Genomic DNA, 18983 nt, shown 5'->3' with positions numbered 1-18983 from the left:
ATATTCCTCTGATTTTTAAAATAACAAAAATTCTGTAAACTAAACAAAGGCTATAGTTCACGGATGAATTAAAAATTGAAAAAGATTTACGACAACTTGCTCTTTGTAGCAATAATACTCTCCATTTTATTATGCATCACTATTCCTATTTTAATGGACTTTACAGATCCACCATTCATCTCAAATGAGCTATACGACGTTGTTTTCTTTATAGCCGTCCCTATTATCTGTTGCGCACTATTTATCTATTTAAATATACTTATATTCAATAAATACAAACGCTGCAGTAAATATAGAGAATCACTTAAATACAATTTTTCAGATACAAAAATGAAATTGGCATCCATTTTCATGTACCCATTATCCCCTTTATTAATCTATGGAATACTCTATATTTTTATCTCTGATCCCATTAAATTATGGGCTTACTACACGCAAGGCGGCTATTGGTATAAGGAATATATACTGACCGATGTACAAAAATGTGGCACCGAGTATGAAGATAGTTGTACTCATTTATACTTCAAAGACCCTAAAACGAATAAAATTCATGATTTTAGGTGGTACGACGCTAAGTCTACAATAATGAACAACAAAAACGATTATGTGTATATTGTTGGTGAGGCCAACTTATTTGGCTATATAGTGAGAGATTTAGAAAGGTAACTTAGACTTACTTTTACATTACAGAACTTTTATTTAAAAACCTCACTCAAGTGAGTGAGGTTCATAAATCAAGGTTTAGGTTAAGGCAATGCTGGATAAATGTAGCTTGCATCAAGCCCTAGTGGAATACCAAGTGCCCAGTAACCTAATAAAAAGATACTCCAGCCAATCATAAAGGCGATTGAGTACGGTAGCATAATAGCAATTAAAGTACCTATACCGGTGCCTTTCACATACTTTTGACAGTACACCACCACTAATGGGAAATAAGGCATTAACGGTGTAATAATATTAGAACTTGAGTCACCTACACGATAAGCGGCTTGAGTTAAGTCTGGTGAAATGCCAAGTTGCATTAACATCGGTACAAAAATAGGGCCAAGTAATGCCCATTTTGCTGAACTTGAACCTACAAACAAGTTAACAAAGCCAGTTAAAAAGATAATGCCCACAACCGTTACTGCACTTGGCAATTCCATCGCCTTTAATAACTGCGCACCTTCGATTGCGAGTAATGCACCTAAATTTGATTTACTAAATGCAGCAATAAATAGCGAACAGAAAAACGCCATGACGATATAATATGCCATGCCGCTCATCGCTTTACTCATTGCATCAATCATATCTTTTGAAGTTTTAAAGGTACCTACCGTAAAACCATATACTGTGCCAGGTAGCCAAAAAAGTAAAAATATTAGTGGTACAATTGATTGCATTAAAGGAGAGCTAAAATTAGTAAGGGATCCGTCACTACTGCGCATTGCAGAATCGTCTGGAGCAGAGACAAATGCTAATAACGCAAGTCCTGCAATCATCACGGTACTAGCTATATAAAAGGCACGTTTTTCATCACTACGTGCATCTTCAAATACAGGTACATCCTCTTTAGCACCATCAACTGCTGTTTTTTGTAAACGTGGTTCAATAATTTTATCGGTAATGTACCAGCCTAATGCCACAATAAATAAGCTAGATGCTGAAGCAAATGCCCAGTTATTTAACGGGTTAATTGTTATTGCAGGATTAATTATTTGCGCCGCACTTTGGGTAAAGCTTTGTAGCAATGGATCAATCCCTGATGGAATAAAGTTAGCCCCAAAACCACCACTGACTCCTGCAAATGCAGCTGCAATACCCGCAAGCGGATGGCGTCCTGCAGCATAAAATATAACACCGGCAAGTGGAATAACTAATACATAACCTGCGTCAGTAGCGGTATGGCTCACAATGGCTACTAAAATGATTGAAGGCGTTAATAGCTTTTTAGGAGTAACTTTAAGCATTAACTTAAGACCGGTATTAATGAAGCCCGAATGCTCTGCAACACCGACACCTAACATAGCTACTAAAACGACACCTAAGGGAGCGAAGCCGGTAAAGGTTTTTACCATAGAGGATAAAAAGGTTGCGAGCGAATCACTTGCCAGCATATTATTAATAATAATCGCTTCGCCAGTTCGTGGGTCTATTGCATCAAAACTCACGCCTGAAAACCACCACGACAAAAACCAAATTAATAACATTGCGAACAGAAATATTACGGCTGGATCTGGAAGCTTATTGCCAACCCGTTCAACAAAATTTAAAAAACGCGCAACAACCCCTGAAGGTAAAGCGTCTTGATTATTATTCATTCTTATTGTTCCTAAATTTATTTTTAGTAACAATATCGCATAAAAACAAAACAGTAAATTAACATAAAAATTAGCTTTAAAAGTTTTGGACACAAAAAAACACGATAGTGATAAACAAATCGTGTTTTTTGTATCACTTACTTTTAAGCGAGGGCTTTAACTTCTTCCCACAAGCGTGCAACTAATGTCTTATCTTCTTCGTTAAGCTCACCATTACGATACGCTTTAACTAAGCTCTGCTCTACAGTTTCGTTTAGCTCATCTATACTGATTGTCAGCTTTTCTACTTCGGCATAACCAACTGCAAGATCAAAATGACCTCGTAAATAGCCGCCTGCAAATAACTCATCGTCAGTTGCTTTTATTACTAAATCATCGAAGTACTGCTGGGCTGCATCGATATAGTTCACTAAACTCATTTATTAATCTCCTGGTTTTGTAAAACACCTGTATTTTCAAGGTTTTGGTGCCCTACTGCATACATAATATGGTCGTTAAATCCGGTGGTTACTTTAATATAACCCGTTAATTCATCATCTAATTCGCCATCGCCGGTGTCACAAATAAGGGGGCGGCTATTAAGCGCTTGTAGTTTTGTTTTTGTTGCTACTACAATAATGTTTTCTTTGCCAATTGCACGTATAAGCGCAGGGCTCAATTGCTGATTACCACGGCCAAATATATGCCCTTGCCCGCCAATGAGCGTAATGACTAACTTAGTACTTTGCTCATGAGTAAGCTCAAGTAATTGCTTCGCCGTTAAATCTTGAGCAACTAAGGTTTGATCTTTTATTAAATCAACGCCAAGCAACGTATTCTCAAGACCCATTTCTTCCATTATGGCTTCAACCGTTGAGCCGCTACCCATTATATAAAATGTGTCTTCATCCATTTGCGATACAACATGCGCTGCAATGTCGGCAAGTACGAGTTCGTCGGTTTCTTTACCGCCATTTTTAACCGCTTGCATATAGCGTACTTCGCTAGGTGTTTGCATTTCGCCGTAGCGCTTTGCTTTTACTGTGCCTTGTCTAAAGGCATCTTCATCTATATCCATTACATCTGCATCAGCTAAGGTAACTAACTCCCCCTTAACCAGCATTTCGACTACGCGCCCTGCAGCTTTTGGTGTAATGGCGTATACACCAGAATGAATTTTACAGCCTGCAGGAATACCAAGTACGGGAATGGTATCTTCGATTGCATGGCAAATATTACGCGCTGTACCATCGCCTCCAGCAAATAAAACTAAATCGACACCTGAGTCTTTAAGTACTTTTGCTGCTTGTTCTGTGTCATCTGGGGTTGTTATTACTGCAGAGTTGTATACAACCTCTACATTAAAGCCCAAAGCTTTGGCTGTTTGCTCACCCATGTCACCGTTAACGGTGTAAATGGTTAAGCGTTCTTTATAAGGCAATAGCACTTCAAGCGCTGCTTTTGTTCGGCTATTTGCTTTGGGTTCTGCACCTAATTCGATTGCTTTAGCGGCTGTGTGTGCGCCATCACTACCTTTTAAGGCAACTGTTCCGCCTAAACCTGCTACTGGGTTTACAATTAAACCTAATTTAAACGCCATTACAAAGCTCCTTCGGATGTTGCCAATTAAATTGCTGCGCTGTTAATGGCCACTGTGTATTATAAAAATCAGAGAGTGCTTTTAAAAGTGACTCTGTACGAGAGTTAAAGCCATTTTCGATTAACGATAATACACGTGCATGTACTCGCTGCTGAAAATCAAACCGACATGTTTGCTCGCCGTTTAAGTTATCCACCGACACATTAAAATTAAACCCTGCTGCGGTGCTTAATAACCACTCTATAGCTTGAGGCTTTACTTCTACGTTTTCAAACTCAGCTTGTTTTTGTTTGTCGCGCCCATCAGGACAATACCAATAGCCGTAATCTTCTAATAAACGACGTTCATCGCCTGCAACCAACCAGTGTGCAACCTCATGTAATGCACTCGCGTAAAAACCATGCGCAAATACAACTTGGTGATATGGCACGTGCTCTGTTGCTGGTAAATACACAGGTTCAAAATCGCCTTTTATCAGACATGTATTATGACTTTGATAAAAAGTGCGTTCAAAAATTGAAATTAGATCAGCTATTTGATGCATAAAATTAGGCTAATTAGTCTCGGTTATAGCGCTATTTTGCGCAGTAAAAACGAGACGAATTGTACGGGCTTTTACAACTAAAGTAAAAATAAGGCGTGATAGTAAAATATAAGCGGACTAATCTTTCACTTTATTGATATTTTTAATAATACCTAAACAGTAAAGAGTATTACCAAGTTCTTTACCCTGTGTTTTTTCACCTGAGGTTTTATTGGCTAAGCTAGTTAACATATCGTACCGTTTACGTAGAGTTAGTATATATCTGGCATGTCTACGGCATTCAAAGCAATGAGTACAGTGTGAATCGACCCAAAATCTTAATGTTTCAAACCAATATTGCTGCTCTTGAGCAAAAAAAATAAATGCCTTAGAGCAAGTCCCGCACTTCTCTTCAATATCAACATAAAGTGCCCGAGGATAAATGGCATAGTTTTGCTTTTTTATATCAGCCAATATTACCGTATTAGGGAAGTATTTAAGGCTCGAGTAACGCCAGTGCGCATTCTCTATCGCCTCTATTGTCACTGGGGTATTGGTAGTTATTGGTGTATTGCCATACCTTGGGTGATTTAGATACATGAGCTGCCTAGTTTAAACTTATGATTTTAAGGTATAAAACATGCCATATAAGAAAACAATAATTATACAGGCGTTCCTGCTTCATCACACTCTACAATATCGGTCTCGGTTAATGCCTGAGTGATCCATGCTTGCAATACTGGGCAGCGCATAACAAAGTCACAATATTGCTGTGCCTCTGGCGATAACGTAATTTGATAGGTTTTTAAGCGCAGTACAACAGGCACATACATGGCATCAGCAATACTAAAGTCACCAAAAAACCACTCATTTGGAAACACATCTTGTTGCTGTGCAAATATTTCGTCTATACGGGCTATGTCTTTTAGTGCTTCGCTCGATAGGTCTACTTTACGGGTTGCTCTTATATTCATTGGCATTTCACTGCGCAGTGCCACAAAGCCTGAATGCATTTCAGCGCTTAGTGCACGCGCTTTAGCTCTTTGGGTAATATATTTTGGCCATGCAGCGCCTGATAAGTAAGCATCGTTAATATATTCACAAATTGCTAGCGAATCCCATACCTGTAAATCGCCATCAATTAACGCTGGGACTTTTTGCAAAGCAAAGGTCTTTTTTAGTTCATTGTAAAAGTCGGGGGTGTCGAGTACTAGCTGGGTTTCACTAAACTCAACATCAAATTTACTCATTAAATACCATGCGCGTAATGACCAGCTAGAGTAGTTTTTATTACCGATAAATAATTGCATATTGTAAATACCAAAGTGAATAGACGCTCCTACCATACTAGGTGATTTAACAACCAACAACATTTTGTTTAAAGTCTCTTTGCTAACTGTTACTTAAAGCTATTAATTACTCACTCAACTGCTTGTTTAAATGCTTTTTTAATAGTTGTGTATTACGCGTGTTAGCTTTAAAAAAGGCATCAAAAATATCACCAAAAAATGGCACTAAACCGCCCACAAAGTCTATGAGCATATTGATAATCATCTTAGTCTTTATACGTTTACTCACACCTAAACGCTGGGCTTCTATCAGCACATAACTTGATAAAATTAGCCCTGCGGCATCACCTATAACGGGAATTAAACCAATCACAGCCTCCAAACCTATATTAAATTTAGTAAAAGGAATGCCAATGCTGCTATCAGTTAACTTACTGAATCGCTCTAAGCGGGCTATTGCAGCTTGGGCTTTCATTTGTGAGTGTTCATTAATATTATCGTTCATGATTACTACCCTCCTTTTTGCAGTATATAGGGCCTACTTGAACAACTCCTGAAAGGCTTTAAACTAAATTACAGACATAAAAAAACGCGGTAGTCCGCGTTTTTTATAATTATAAATACTTACACAGAGCCGTTAATTGGCCCGTGTTCGTGGTTTACATGTGGATTTTGTCCGCGTTGGCGCAGTAAATGATCCATTAATGTAATAGCCATCATTGCCTCAGCAATCGGGATTGCACGAATACCCACACACGGATCGTGACGACCTTTGGTGATCATCTCAACCGCTTCGTTGCTTGTATTAATGCTGTTACCTGGGATGGTAATACTCGACGTTGGTTTTAGCGCAATAGAAGCAATAATATCTTGCCCTGTCGAAATACCCGCAAGTACGCCACCTGCATGGTTTGATGTAAAACCTTCAGGGGTTAGCTCGTCGCGATGCTCAGAGCCTTTTTGCTCAACTACATCAAAGCCATCACCAATTTCCACGCCTTTAACTGCATTAATACTCATTAATGAGTGTGCAAGTTCAGCGTCAAGGCGGTCAAATACTGGCTCACCAAGACCTACTGGTACGTTGCTTGCCACTACTTTTACTTTAGCGCCAACTGAGTCACCTTGCTTTTTAAGGTCACGCATATATTCGTCAAGCGCTTCAAGCTTACTTGCATCAGGGAAGAAGAATAAGTTATTTTCAACTTCGTCCCAATCAAACGTTTCCGCCTTAATAGGACCTAGCTGGCTTAAGCATGCTTTAACTTCAATACCATGAAATTGCTTTAAGTATTTTTTAGCGATAGCGCCTGCCGCTACGCGTATTGCGGTTTCACGTGCAGAGGAACGGCCGCCACCACGATAATCGCGCAGGCCGTACTTATGCCAATACGTGTAATCGCCATGACCTGGGCGAAATACATCTTTAATTTTGCCGTAATCTTGCGAACGTTGATCGGTGTTTTCAATTAATAAACCAATGCTAGTACCTGTGGTTTTACCTTCAAAAACGCCTGCTAATATTTTTATTTGATCGCTTTCACGGCGCTGCGTTGTATAACGGCTTTGGCCTGGTTTTCGGCGATCTAAATCAATTTGTAAGTCGGCCTCTGTGATTTCAAGACCTGCGGGAGTACCATCAACAACGCCGCCTAATGCAACGCCGTGGCTCTCACCAAAGGTGGACACTTTAAATAACTGTCCAATGCTATTTCCTGCCATTAACTTTCCTCATTCCTAATGACTACCAATAGCCAAGCACACGGCTTGGCTATTCATTTTTTACTTATTTTGCAAAATACTCATCTAGCTGCTTTTTGCTAATTACAAATACACCTAAGCCGCCTTGTTCAAATTCAATCCATTCAAACGGCGCGCCCGGATACAGTGCATCCATATGTACCATAGAGTTACCAACTTCTACAAATAACAAACCGTTATCAGTTAGGTGTTCACTCGCTTCACTTAAAATAGTACGGGTTACATCTAAACCATCGTGGCCTGATGCAAGCCCAAGCTCTGGTTCATGATGAAATTCACGTGGTAAGTCAGCCATATCTTCTGCATCAACATATGGTGGGTTTGCTACTATTAGGTCGTATTTTTGACCTGGTACACCGCTAAATACATCAGACTGAATAGGTAACACACGATCAGTTAACATGTAATCGTTAATGTTAATGTCTGTCACTTCAAGCGCTTCATACGATATATCTACCGCATCAACTTGTGCCTGCTCAAAAGCTTGCGCAAGTGCAATTGCGATACAACCCGAACCTGTACATAAATCTAATATACGGTTAACCGATTGTGGCTCTTCAAGCCAGGGTGTAAAGCGGTTGCTGATAAGCTCAGCAAACGGTGAGCGAGGTATAAGTACACGTTCATCCACATAAAATGGCATACCCGCAAACCATGCAATGTTTGTTAAGTAAGGTACTGGTGTGCAGTCGTTAATACGTTCTGCAATAAGACCCGCAAGTCGGTTTTTTTCTGTGCTTGTTAAACGCGCGTGCATTAATTCTTTTGGCGCATCAACAGGCAAGCTAAGCGCAGGCAGTAATAAGCTTACAGCTTCATCCCATGCGTTATCTGTACCGTGTCCAAAAAATATACTACTACTTGCAAATTGGCTTGTAGTCCAACGTAACCAGTCATGTAAAGTTGACAGTTCTGCAACGGCTTCTTCGAGTGTTGCTTCTTCTATTTGTAAATCGCTCATATATTTTTACCTGTATTAGCTTACTGACTGTTTTGAGTCTTTAAGACGATTGCATTGCCTATCTGCGCTGGGCAAATTACAATTGCCCCTCATTTAAGTATTGTACCGCCTTTTGCGCTGCGTTTTTACGTTTTTTTGTTTAGGTAATAGTTATGAAAAAAGACACTCCATCACATTCGTCCCTAAGCAATGACGACATAAGCTTATTTCGTCAAACGATCACAGGCGCCAAAGTATTTAAACAAGATACTCATCGTTTTGATACAAAGCCTAAGGTGTCACAAGCTAAGCAATTTGCCCAGCAAAAAAAGCAGGCTCAATCTGAATTTTTCTTCTCAGACGTTTATATTCCCGATATAGACACCCACGGCACGGTTAAATATGTAAAACCAGGCCAAGATACCTTCCTAGCTAAACAGCTTCGCCGTGGTGACTTTGCACCCGATTTGACGCTAGATTTACATGGCTTAAATAAAGAACTTGCTAAAGATGAACTCGCTGGACTCATTCACGAATGTAAAAAGCAGCATTACTATTGTGCATGTGTAGTGCACGGTATTGGCGGCGGCGTACTAAAGCACAAAGTGCCTCAGTACTTAGTACAGCACCCTGACGTAATAGCGATGCACCAAGCCCCTCTCGAATATGGTGGTAGAGGCGCAGTACTCATACTAATTAATTTACCGCAAAGTGATGAATTTAGACGCTAACTTTAGCTATTACTAGGATGTAACTTCGTGCATATTTTTTCAATTATTTTTCCGCTCATTTTTATTGTGGCGTTTGGTTACAGCTGTTGCCGATTAAAATTTTTCGAAAAGCAGCATATTGCAGGCTTAAGTAAATTTACTTTTTATATTAGTTTGCCTGCTTTTTTATTGTTAAATATGTCGCAAATTAACTTACAGCAAAGCATTAGCCTTTTTGCATTTTTGAGTTTTTACATACCGGTTCTGAGTGTATTTGGGGTGGGTATTTTAATTGACCGCTTTTATTTAAATAAAAAGTATTTAAAAAATTACCAACAACACGGCGTCTTTGGACTTGCTTCTAGCTATTCAAATATGGTGTTAGTGGGTATTCCTATTGTTATTGCATCGCTTGGCAAAGAGATGATAGCCATTGCGTTTATGATCATTACTTTTCATAGCACATTGTTATTTGCACTTACTTTTTTAATAGGCGCTAAAGGCAGCAGCGATAAATTTTCGTGGTCGCACTTTGGAAAAAGTATGGTGTTAAATCCAATAGTACTGAGTATTGGATGCGGGCTTATATTAAACATTTTAGGAGTAACACTATTCACCGACTTAGCAAATAGTTTGGATCTATTAGCTAAACCAGCAATTGCCTGTGCGCTATTTGTACTTGGTGCTAATTTAGCTTTTTATAAAATAGCAGCAAATTGGCAACCCGCGTTAATAGCATCAATTTTAAAAATATTTTTATTGCCTGCGTTAGTTTTATTGGTAGGCACCTATGTATTTAAGCTAGACACGCAAATACTTAATGTATTGGTACTTTTAAGTGCGTCCCCTGTTGGCGTAAATGCTTATCTTATTGCGAGTCAAATAAAGCAGCATGAAGCTACTCTTGCTGGGGCTGTCGTACTTTCTACTATCTTAAGTGTTATTAGCTTTACGTTTTGGCTAGCTTTATTACTTTAGCTTACAAACCGCCGGCTACATCAACAAAACTACCCGTTGTAAAAGAAGCGTGCTCCGAAGCTAAAAAGTAAATTGCTGCAGCAACTTCCTCGGGTGTACCGCCTCTGCCAAGGGGTAATTTACTTTTAAGACGATCGACTCGATTTTTTTCGCCGCCATCACTATGCATATCAGTGTAAATAAGCCCAGGTCTAACAGAGTTAACACGAATACCTTTACTTGCCACCTCTTTTGCCAAGCCAATAGTAAATGTGTCCATTGCACCTTTAGATGCTGCATAATCAATGTACTCATTAGGAGAGCCCGTTTTAGCGGCCCCCGATGAAACATTAACAATACTACCGCCATTTCCCATTCGCTTTATTGCCTCACGACTACATAAAAAAGCACTGGTAATATTTGTAGTCAAAACTTCGTTTATGCGCTCAGCACTCATTTCTAACAAAGGCATTTGTGGTTTTAAAATACCGGCGTTATTTATTAGTACATCAAGTTGACCTAACTCTTTATCAATAAAGTCAAATAACGCCAAAACATCTGCCTCTTTCGACACATCTGCTTTTATAACTTGAGCCCTAACGCCAGAGCTTCTGACTTGATCGGCTACTAGCTTCGCACTAGCTAAATCAGCTTTATAATTAATGCAAACATCATAACCATGCTTTGCAAAATATAGTGCAGTAGCTGCGCCAATACCTCGACTAGAGCCTGTGATAAGTACAACGGGGGAGCGAGTCATTAAAGCTATTATTCTTTTAAAGCTGCGACTACTGAAATTTCAACAAGCAGTGCATCACGTGCCATTTTAGCTTCCACACAGGCACGTGCTGGTGCACAACCCTCGGGTACCCATGCATCCCATACTGCATTCATATCAGCAAAGTATTCCATGCTCTTTACATAAATAGTCGCGCTAAGCATATGTTCTTTTGAACTTCCCGCTTCATCAAGCAATGCCTCTACTTTATCAAGCATAGTTTGAGTTTGTTCTTTGATATCTTTTTGCGCGTCGGCGCATACCTGCCCACATAAATACACAGTGCCGTTATGTTTTACAATGCGGCTCATGCGCGCACCTGTTTGTAAACGTTCTATTGTCATTTTACTTTACTCAATTATTTATATTTAAACGTTTTCTGGGGCATTTATACTTAAATAACTACTACGCTGGGTTTGCTCATCGTAACTAATAACAGCAACAGCACCCGTATTAAAAATGGGCATATTGCCAGGGCTTAACTGGTCCACTAAATAACTTACAATAGGCATATGTGATACAACAAGCCATGTATTGCATTGGGGGTGAGTAGCAATAAGTGTTTCGATGTAGTCAGCAGCAATTTGAGGTTTGCCTTCGGGAATTATATCAGACGTGGTTTCGCTAAATTTAAATACGTTATTTTTAGCCACACCTGCAGCTGTTTGCTGTGCTCGAATGTAAGGACTAACTAACAGTGCATCAGGGTAATGTGCTTTACTGAGCCAAAGGCCCATTTTTTCAGCTTCATCGTGCCCTGCTTGGGTTAAATTTCTACCTGCATCATCAGCCTGCATGGGTGTTGCTTCGCCGTGGCGCATTATTAGGATTGTTTTCATAAAAAATCAACCGATTAAAGAATATAAAACAGTAGCCAGTTTGCCCGTTTGTCAGCTATATTAACAATATAAATCTATTTATTTCTAAAATAGTTCTTTCATGAGATTCAGGTAAATCTTTAAGCTGTACTTCGCTTTCCTGAAGCCATCATCTGTTGTTAACAAGTAAACGTTTAGTTTCAGGAGCATCATTTGAATATCAGCCGCAATGATAACAGAGCATACCGCGCCTTTACACTGGACAATGGTCTAAAAGTACTATTAGTGCAAGATAAAGATTCTACAAAAGCGGCAGCATCAATGGCAGTTAACGCCGGACATTTTGACGACCCTCTTGATAGGCAAGGCCTAGCACACTTTTTAGAGCACATGCTTTTTTTAGGCACTGACCAGTATCCAGATTCAGGTAGTTTTAATAATTTTGTTTCGCAAGCTGGCGGCAACACCAATGCGTGGACCGGCACTGAGCATACCTGTTACTTTTTTGATATTAACAATCAAGAATTTGAACAAGCACTTACCCAATTTAGCCGCTTTTTTATTGCGCCTCTTTTAAATTCAGCCGAAACAGAAAAAGAACGTAACGCAATTGAAGCCGAGTTTAAACTAAAAATAAAAGACGACGGTCGCCGTATTTATCAAGCCCACAAAGAAACGGTAAACCCTGCTCATCCATTTGCTAAATTTTCTGTAGGAAACCTACAAACCTTAGCTGACAGAGAGCGATGTATTAGTGATGAGCTTCGTGACTTTTTTAATAGCCAGTACCAAGCTCAGTGGATGACTTTAGTTATTTGCGCAAACGAAACACTAGATACACTACAAAGCTGGACTCAAACTTACTTTGGCGCAATTAACGGCAACAAAAACCTTAAAAAGCCAGAGATCAGTGAGCCACTTTATCGCAAACAAGACATAGGAAAAATACTCCATATTGAGCCACATAAGCATATGCAAAAACTTATTATAAGTTTTGCTATGCCTAATATTGACGACTTTTATCGCCATAAAACAGTAAGTTTTATTGCCCACTTACTTGGCTATGAAGGCGCGGGTTCTCTTTATTCTATTTTAAAAGAGCAAGGCTGGATCAATGCACTTTCTGCTGGCGGTGGTATTAATGGCAGCAACTTTAAAGATTTTAATATTAGCTTAGCGCTTACCGATGAAGGTATTGAATACTTCGAAGACATTATTGAAATGGTGTTTGAATACATTTGCTTAATTAACGATAACACCGAAAAATTGCCACGCTTATACCAAGATAAAAAAAATCTATTACAAATAGCATTCGATAACCAAGAAAAGTCACGCCTGATTGATTGGGTCAGTAATTTAAGCATTAATATGCAGCATTACGATGAAGCAAACTACGTGCAAGGCGACTATTTAATGGAAGGCTTTAAAAAAGCGACCCACGAAATGGCCATGCAGTGGTTAACGCCACATAATATGCGCATCGTACTTATACATCCAGATGTAGAGCCTGAACATAAAACGGCATGGTACAACACACCATATAAAGTAGAACATATTTCACCTAGTTGGCTTGATGCCCTTAGCGAGATAAATAAGCCGTTGAGCGAAATGCTGCTACCTACAGCTAATCCTTATTTAACAAAAGAAGTGGTGTTATTTGATGTCGTAAAACCACAAACAAAACCCGAGTTATTAGTAAAAGAACCCGGTTTTGATTTTTGGTTTAAACAAGACAATACATTTCGCGTTGCTAAAGGCCATTTTTATTTGGCCATGGATTCTGATTTTGCCGTAAAAGATGTAAAACATATGGCACTCACCCGCTTATTTACAGATTTATTTATGGATAGTGTGGGCGAGCAATTTTATCCAGCAGAACTTGCGGGACTTAGCTACCACTTAACCTCGCATCAAGGTGGATTAACTCTACATACCGCGGGGCTTTCATCTAGCCAGTTAGAGCTTGTTGATCAATTAATAGATGCTTTATTTAATGTAGAGATCTGTGCAAAACGCTTTGCTGAATATAAAAAACAGCTTGTAAGGCATTGGCGCAATAGCAACCAAAACAAACCAGTCAGTGAGTTATTTAGCATTTTAGGCGCAAAAATAATGCCTTGGAACCCACAACCTGGGGAGCTTGCATCGGCATTAAAAAACACCTGTTTTCAGCAATTTAATGAGTTCAGAACAGACTTTTTTAAAGCACTACATGTTGAATCATTTTTACATGGTAACTGGCAGCAAAGTGATGCAATAGCCTTTCAAAAAAAGGTCGCAAATCACTTAAAAAACGCAACCATAATTGAAGATTTAAGACGCCCTCTTTTTGAAATTGAAAAAGTAACTCGCTACGAGTTAGAGCTTCCTTGTAACGACCATGCAATGGTTATTTACTATCAAGCGCAAACGGATTGCGTGGCCGAAAAAGTAAAAATGATGGCGTTAAATCATTTAATCAATCAAGATTACTTTAACGAATTACGAACAACACAACAGCTAGGCTACTTAGTAGGCGCAGGTTATGCACCTTTTAATACACGTGCTGGCATCGCCTTTTACGTGCAGTCACCTAAGTTTGATGCAAAAACACTATTGCACCGCCACAACCACTTTATTAAAAATTATCTTGATAACATTGATGCGCTTGATGAAAACGATTGGCAACAGCAAAAGCATGGCCTAAGTACACATATTGCAGAAAAAGATAAAAATCTGCGCCTGCGCTCACAACGGTTATGGCTTGCTATTGGTAACAGAGATCATGAATTTCATATGCAACAGCGACTTTTAGATGCCCTAAACGCACTAACACTAAAAGAAATTAAAATTTATGCACTAAGCCTATTTGATGATAATAGACCAAGATATGAGCTTTTAAGCTCGGCAAAAGTCACTAAATCTCAAAATATGCCCGTTTACTCTCAATCTCTTTGACACTAGGTTTAGCTTGTTTTAAATTATCATTTGTAAATTAGAAGTAATCAAAAAATGATAAAAATAATAATAAAGCTAAACATGCTTGTAGTACTTGCTTACTCATTTGAGCTATTTGCCTTTGAGTCTTCATTTAATTACAACTCCGACAATATACTCATTCTAGCAAGCGCCATTATAGCGCTTGCTTTGCCCTACCTGTTATTTGTAATCCACAAACTTAGGCGTTCGCGCCGCCAGCTCCGCCTTTCGGAAAAACGCTTAAAAAGCACCGTTGAAGGTAGCGGCGATACTCTATGGGATTGGAACATAAAAACAGGCGAAGTCATTCGTATTAACGATAAATACTTAATGGACGCCACGACGTTAATGGGGTTTCCGCCAAACAAAGGCCTTATTCACCCTCACGATATTAATAACGTTGAACACTTATTAAAAGTGCATTTTGCAGAGCAGTCTGCTTTTTTTGAAGCCACCTACCGAATCAAAGATACATTTGGGCGTTGGCACTGGGTGCTCGATCGCGGAAAAATAATTGAAAAAGACGCCAACTTATCACCTCTTAGAATGACAGGTACAGTTCGCGATATATCGCTGTTAAAATCGACTGAGGAGCGCTTAAACCTTTTTGCTAAATGTGTTGAGTCGCTCACCGATGCTTTAGCAATTTACGATAAAAACTTTAAACTGGTTGATATAAACCCCAGCTTTTTAACCTTATTTGGTGGCGTACGCGAACAATACTTAGGGAAAGATTTCAACCTATCAGGGTACGAGCCAAGCTATACAAACAAAATTATTGAAATAGTAAAAGAGCGCGAACATATTCAACAAGAAGTGAAGCTTCGTAATAGTGAGCGTGTTTTATTGCCTATAGAAATTTCGATAGATGAAATTAAAAACGATCAAAATCAAATAACCAACTATGTCGTGGTTTATTCCGATTTAACAGAGCGTAAAAAAGCCGAATCGCAGCTGCATAATCTATCAAACCGAGATCGTACAACGAGTCTTCCTAACCGAAATTTATTTTTTACCGATTTACATAAACTAGTAAAACTCAACTCGCACCACGCCTTGCTTGTGTTCGACTTAGACAACTTTAAAAAAATAAATGACTCGTTAGGACATCAGCTGGGTGACAGCTTATTAGCTAAACTAGCGATGCGCTTAAATAAACTAACCCGCGAAAATGATGTGTTTTATCGTTTAGGGGGCGATGAGTTTGCCCTTGTAATGTCTGACACTAACGACATACATGTAATTACACGCATGGCAAAACAGTTTTTAGCAGCTATTGCTACACCATTTAAAATGGCTGGCCACGAACTGGCAATTACCTCAAGTGTAGGCATTGTATTATTCCCAGAAGATGGTAATACGCCTGAACTACTCTTAAAAAATGCAGATACCGCGATGTATCATGCTAAAAAGAAAGGTAATAGTTACCTATTTTTTAACGACACAATGAACCGCCAAGCCGTTAAACGGCTACAAATAGAAAACCTTATGCGCTTTGGCTTAAAAGAAGATCATTTTGAAGTGTACTACCAACCAAAAATGAATATTCGCACAGGCAAGCTAACCGGCATGGAAGCATTAGTTCGCTTTATTACACCTAAAAAAGGTATTATTAGCCCTGGTGTATTTATACCCATTGCCGAGGAAACAGGCCAAATAATTGAAATTGGTGAAGTGGTATTAAACAAAGCCTGCCGAGACGTAAAAGAATGGCTAGATAGCGGTTTATTTAGCGGCCGAGTAGCCGTTAACTTATCAGCAAAGCAATTTAGTCTTCCCGATTTAACCTCACGTATTGATGTTATTTTGCAAAAAAACGAATTACCTTCGTACTTTTTAGAACTTGAAATAACAGAAGGTACTGTAATGGACGACCCTAAAGAAGCCATTGCTATTATGCGCTCGTTAAGTGCCCGAGGTATTCATTTGGCAATGGATGATTTTGGTACGGGTTATTCTTCCTTAGCGTATTTAAAGCAATTTCCGCTTAATACACTAAAAGTAGATAAAGCATTTATAGATGATATGACCAACGAACGTGGGCGTAACATGGTCGACTCAATAGTTACTATTGCACATAACCTTGATTTGCATGTAGTTGCAGAAGGCGTTGAGCAGGCTCATCAGATTGATATACTTAAAAAGCTAAACTGCGAAACAGTACAAGGTTATTATTATTCTAAACCACTTTCAAAAAGTGAGTTTACTGAATTTTTAAAACGCCAACAGACTAAAGCAGCTCCAAGCTTAATTAGAGCAAATAAAAAAGTGGCGTCAATAAATTAGGGCCGCCATATACATGCGTTTATACCTACATTTCTAACCAAGGCACGACGATAATGTAGATTAAACAAGCACCAAGCCACAGGCCCAAGTAAACCACCTAAAATAAGCCATCGCTTAATTGGCATGCCTTTTTTAATAGCTTCTAAATACATTAAAGCTATAAAAGCACTGCTTAGTAAAACTATAAACAAAGTCACCTCTTAAAGTTGCTCAAAAATACGGCGCTCATTTTAACGCTAACGTGATTGAATTTAAAGCAACAAATCCTCTGCGCACAAAAAAGCCGAACCTGTTAAACACAGATTCGGCTTTTAAAATTATAATTTACGCGTTACTTTTCAGCACGGCCCATAAATTTGTGTTCAACTGTATTAATACGGATACGGTCACCTGTTGAAATATGCTCTGGCACAGAAATATTTAAGCCAGTAGACATACGTGCAGGTTTTGAACGAGCACTCGCAGATGCACCTTTAATAGATGGGTCTGTTTCTTCAACAACAAGTTCAACACTTGACGGTAAATCAAGCCCTACTGGCGCGCCATCAATAACAATTACGTGTACGCCTTGTGTTTCTTCATTAACAAATAAAATCTCTTCGCTAATAGCATCTTTGCTTAAGTTATAAGGCGTGTAATCTTCATTATCCATGAACACATACTCGTCACCATCAATGTACGATAGCATTACTTCACGGCGTGTTAAATCAGCCAGCGTTAGCATGTCACTGTCTTTGAATGTTTCGTCAACTTTACCACCGGTTACCACATCGTATAAACGCATACGGTATAAACTACCACCAGCACGACCTTGCGGCACAGAGCGCACAATATCTTTTACAACTAAAACGCGGCCATTGAAGTCAATAGCAGTACCTTTTTTAACATCACTCGCCTTTGGCATGTGTGAATTCCTATTATTTTTTTGATTGCCAGAAACATACCACGAACTGGATTTTGTTCAACTAAAATTACGTTGGTTTTACGCTACATGTTGTATTAGCTTGTAAAATTTTAATTTATACTAAAATACATATAATCAAATGTGAAAAAAACTGCTATGGTAGCTTTACCGAGTATGACTTCAAGGAATGGATCATGGACCAGAAAAAAGTACATGAGTATTTAGTTAAAAAACCACTTGTTCAGGTTACAAAACCATTTGCGCAAGAGGTTGATGTATATAAAGTGAATCATAAAATGTTTGCGACTCTTGCTATTGGCAATGACGGTCAAACTAATGATGATGGTGAGGTTATTTGGTGGCTTAACTTAAAGTGCGATCCTGATGAAGCAATATCATTGCGTGATATTTTCCCGGCAGTGATCCCTGGTTACCATATGAATAAACGCTTATGGAACACAGTAATTTTAGACGGCACAATTCCACAAGGTGAAATTGAGAGAATGATTGATAACTCATTTAATTTAGTCGTAGAAAACATGCCAGAAAAAGACCGAAAAGCTATTTCACTTCACTTGTAAACACTTTTTGGGCTAGGCTACTAGCCCATTAAAACCCTACACCTTAAGCGTATAAATTAAATCGTCATATAACTTTTCGCCTATTGTATGCACTTTAAAAAGTGTATCGGTATGGGTTAAACCGCACTTACCAAGCACCTTTTCAGAACCAATATTGCCACGCGTTACGACTGCTTTAAACTGCCTAATACCACATTCTTTCCAAGCCCAGTCAATCACAGCTCTTAGGGATTCTGTCGCGTAGCCTTTATTAAAATACTCTGGCAATAATAAATAACCAAGCTCTGCGGTTTCTCCGTCATAGGCAAAACCTGTAACACCCACAGGTTGTTTTGTTTGATTATTAATAATGAGTAAACACAGGGGATGACGTGATTTAGCATTCCACTTAGGCAAGCGTATCTCAAAGCGGTTTCTTACCAGTGACTCCATTGGCATATCAAAACAATACTTGAGGACTTGAGGATCGCGATGAAGCGCAAGAAAAAGAGGCCAATCAGATTCTTCCATTTGGTATATGCTCAATCTTTGTGTAAATAATGTCATTAAGCTCCTCATTTATTTATAAAAACTATAAAAAAACCGCATTTAAATGCGGT

20 protein-coding genes are annotated in these 18983 nt (G+C 38.9%); 5 read left to right on the top strand and 15 right to left on the bottom strand.

Annotation, left to right across the window (positions count from 1 at the left end):
- Positions 1 to 746 precede the first annotated feature (746 nt).
- From GQR46_RS04195 to prmB, 9 genes are all read right to left on the bottom strand, one after another.
- A complete protein-coding gene (locus GQR46_RS04195) occupies positions 747 to 2300 on the bottom strand; it encodes an AbgT family transporter (protein WP_165740095.1) in 1554 nt (517 codons plus the stop codon).
- A 143-nt stretch (positions 2301 to 2443) separates the two neighbouring features.
- Positions 2444 to 2719: a YfcL family protein gene (locus tag GQR46_RS04190; RefSeq protein ID WP_002962183.1), complete on the bottom strand. Its 276-nt coding sequence runs from the start codon at positions 2717 to 2719 to the stop codon at positions 2444 to 2446.
- On the bottom strand, positions 2716 to 3879 hold the full coding sequence (locus GQR46_RS04185) for an ATP-NAD kinase family protein (protein ID WP_165740093.1): 1164 nt from the start codon (positions 3877 to 3879) through the stop codon (positions 2716 to 2718). Before GQR46_RS04185 ends, GQR46_RS04190 begins: the two co-directional genes overlap by 4 nt.
- Positions 3869 to 4423, bottom strand: coding sequence for an elongation factor P hydroxylase (locus tag GQR46_RS04180; RefSeq protein WP_010554670.1), 555 nt, complete (start codon positions 4421 to 4423; stop codon positions 3869 to 3871). The genes GQR46_RS04185 and GQR46_RS04180 overlap by 11 nt, the downstream gene beginning before the upstream one ends.
- A 117-nt stretch (positions 4424 to 4540) precedes the next feature.
- Positions 4541 to 5002, bottom strand: a complete 462-nt coding sequence (locus GQR46_RS04175; protein ID WP_165740091.1) for a zinc-ribbon domain containing protein — start codon at positions 5000 to 5002, stop codon at positions 4541 to 4543.
- A gap of 62 nt (positions 5003 to 5064) precedes the next feature.
- A complete protein-coding gene (locus GQR46_RS04170) occupies positions 5065 to 5712 on the bottom strand; it encodes a glutathione S-transferase family protein (protein WP_165725678.1) in 648 nt (215 codons plus the stop codon).
- A 106-nt stretch (positions 5713 to 5818) separates the two neighbouring features.
- Complete coding sequence (locus tag GQR46_RS04165; protein ID WP_007583361.1) at positions 5819 to 6196, bottom strand: DUF4112 domain-containing protein; 378 nt, start codon at positions 6194 to 6196, stop codon at positions 5819 to 5821.
- Positions 6197 to 6315: 119 nt separating this feature from the next.
- A complete protein-coding gene (aroC, locus tag GQR46_RS04160) occupies positions 6316 to 7413 on the bottom strand; it encodes a chorismate synthase (RefSeq protein WP_008138551.1) in 1098 nt (365 codons plus the stop codon).
- Positions 7414 to 7477: 64 nt separating this feature from the next.
- The gene (prmB, locus tag GQR46_RS04155) at positions 7478 to 8413 is read right to left on the bottom strand and encodes a 50S ribosomal protein L3 N(5)-glutamine methyltransferase (protein WP_165725676.1); all 936 of its coding nucleotides are present in this window, start codon (positions 8411 to 8413) and stop codon (positions 7478 to 7480) included.
- Between the two features lie 152 nt (positions 8414 to 8565).
- Here prmB and smrB point away from each other — a divergent pair, with 152 nt between their 5' ends.
- The gene (gene smrB, locus GQR46_RS04150) at positions 8566 to 9123 is read left to right on the top strand and encodes an endonuclease SmrB (RefSeq protein ID WP_007377742.1); all 558 of its coding nucleotides are present in this window, start codon (positions 8566 to 8568) and stop codon (positions 9121 to 9123) included.
- A 27-nt stretch (positions 9124 to 9150) separates the two neighbouring features.
- Positions 9151 to 10080, top strand: coding sequence for an AEC family transporter (locus tag GQR46_RS04145; protein WP_007580614.1), 930 nt, complete (start codon positions 9151 to 9153; stop codon positions 10078 to 10080).
- 1 nt (position 10081) lies between these two features.
- Here GQR46_RS04145 and GQR46_RS04140 read toward each other — a convergent pair whose 3' ends face one another.
- The 3 genes from GQR46_RS04140 to sixA are packed head-to-tail and all read right to left on the bottom strand — an operon-like array spanning position 10082 to position 11676.
- On the bottom strand, positions 10082 to 10819 hold the full coding sequence (locus GQR46_RS04140; protein ID WP_165729182.1) for an SDR family oxidoreductase: 738 nt from the start codon (positions 10817 to 10819) through the stop codon (positions 10082 to 10084).
- 8 nt (positions 10820 to 10827) lie between these two features.
- Positions 10828 to 11181 (bottom strand): RidA family protein, encoded by a 354-nt coding sequence (locus tag GQR46_RS04135; RefSeq protein ID WP_165729180.1) that lies wholly within the window; start codon positions 11179 to 11181, stop codon positions 10828 to 10830.
- Between the two features lie 24 nt (positions 11182 to 11205).
- Positions 11206 to 11676, bottom strand: a complete 471-nt coding sequence (gene sixA, locus GQR46_RS04130) for a phosphohistidine phosphatase SixA (RefSeq protein ID WP_024608902.1) — start codon at positions 11674 to 11676, stop codon at positions 11206 to 11208.
- Between the two features lie 192 nt (positions 11677 to 11868).
- Between sixA and GQR46_RS04125 the strand changes: the two genes are divergently transcribed.
- Positions 11869 to 14592, top strand: coding sequence for an insulinase family protein (locus tag GQR46_RS04125; protein ID WP_165740088.1), 2724 nt, complete (start codon positions 11869 to 11871; stop codon positions 14590 to 14592).
- Between the two features lie 54 nt (positions 14593 to 14646).
- Positions 14647 to 16899, top strand: coding sequence for an EAL domain-containing protein (locus tag GQR46_RS04120; RefSeq protein WP_165740086.1), 2253 nt, complete (start codon positions 14647 to 14649; stop codon positions 16897 to 16899).
- Here GQR46_RS04120 and GQR46_RS20640 read toward each other — a convergent pair.
- Together GQR46_RS20640 and yeiP are read right to left on the bottom strand one after the other, a co-directional pair.
- A complete protein-coding gene (locus GQR46_RS20640; protein WP_007580601.1) occupies positions 16896 to 17090 on the bottom strand; it encodes a hypothetical protein in 195 nt (64 codons plus the stop codon). The genes GQR46_RS04120 and GQR46_RS20640 overlap by 4 nt on opposite strands.
- A 140-nt stretch (positions 17091 to 17230) precedes the next feature.
- Positions 17231 to 17803 carry an elongation factor P-like protein YeiP gene (gene yeiP, locus GQR46_RS04115; RefSeq protein WP_007580599.1) on the bottom strand — a complete coding sequence of 191 codons (573 nt, stop codon included), beginning with the start codon at positions 17801 to 17803 and terminating at the stop codon, positions 17231 to 17233.
- 194 nt (positions 17804 to 17997) lie between these two features.
- Here yeiP and GQR46_RS04110 point away from each other — a divergent pair, with 194 nt between their 5' ends.
- Positions 17998 to 18384 carry an MmcQ/YjbR family DNA-binding protein gene (locus tag GQR46_RS04110; RefSeq protein ID WP_007580596.1) on the top strand — a complete coding sequence of 129 codons (387 nt, stop codon included), beginning with the start codon at positions 17998 to 18000 and terminating at the stop codon, positions 18382 to 18384.
- A gap of 36 nt (positions 18385 to 18420) precedes the next feature.
- On the opposite strand, the gene GQR46_RS04105 is transcribed toward GQR46_RS04110, so the two are convergent.
- On the bottom strand, positions 18421 to 18930 hold the full coding sequence (locus tag GQR46_RS04105) for a GNAT family N-acetyltransferase (RefSeq protein ID WP_007580595.1): 510 nt from the start codon (positions 18928 to 18930) through the stop codon (positions 18421 to 18423).
- Between the last annotated feature and the right edge of the window lie 53 nt (positions 18931 to 18983).

The sequence above is a fragment of the Pseudoalteromonas sp. Z1A6 genome (genome assembly GCF_011378745.1).
Classification (GTDB): Bacteria; Pseudomonadota; Gammaproteobacteria; order Enterobacterales; family Alteromonadaceae; genus Pseudoalteromonas; species Pseudoalteromonas arctica.
Note: the sequence above shows the minus strand (reverse complement) of the source record. Positions and strands in the feature narration are given on the sequence as shown.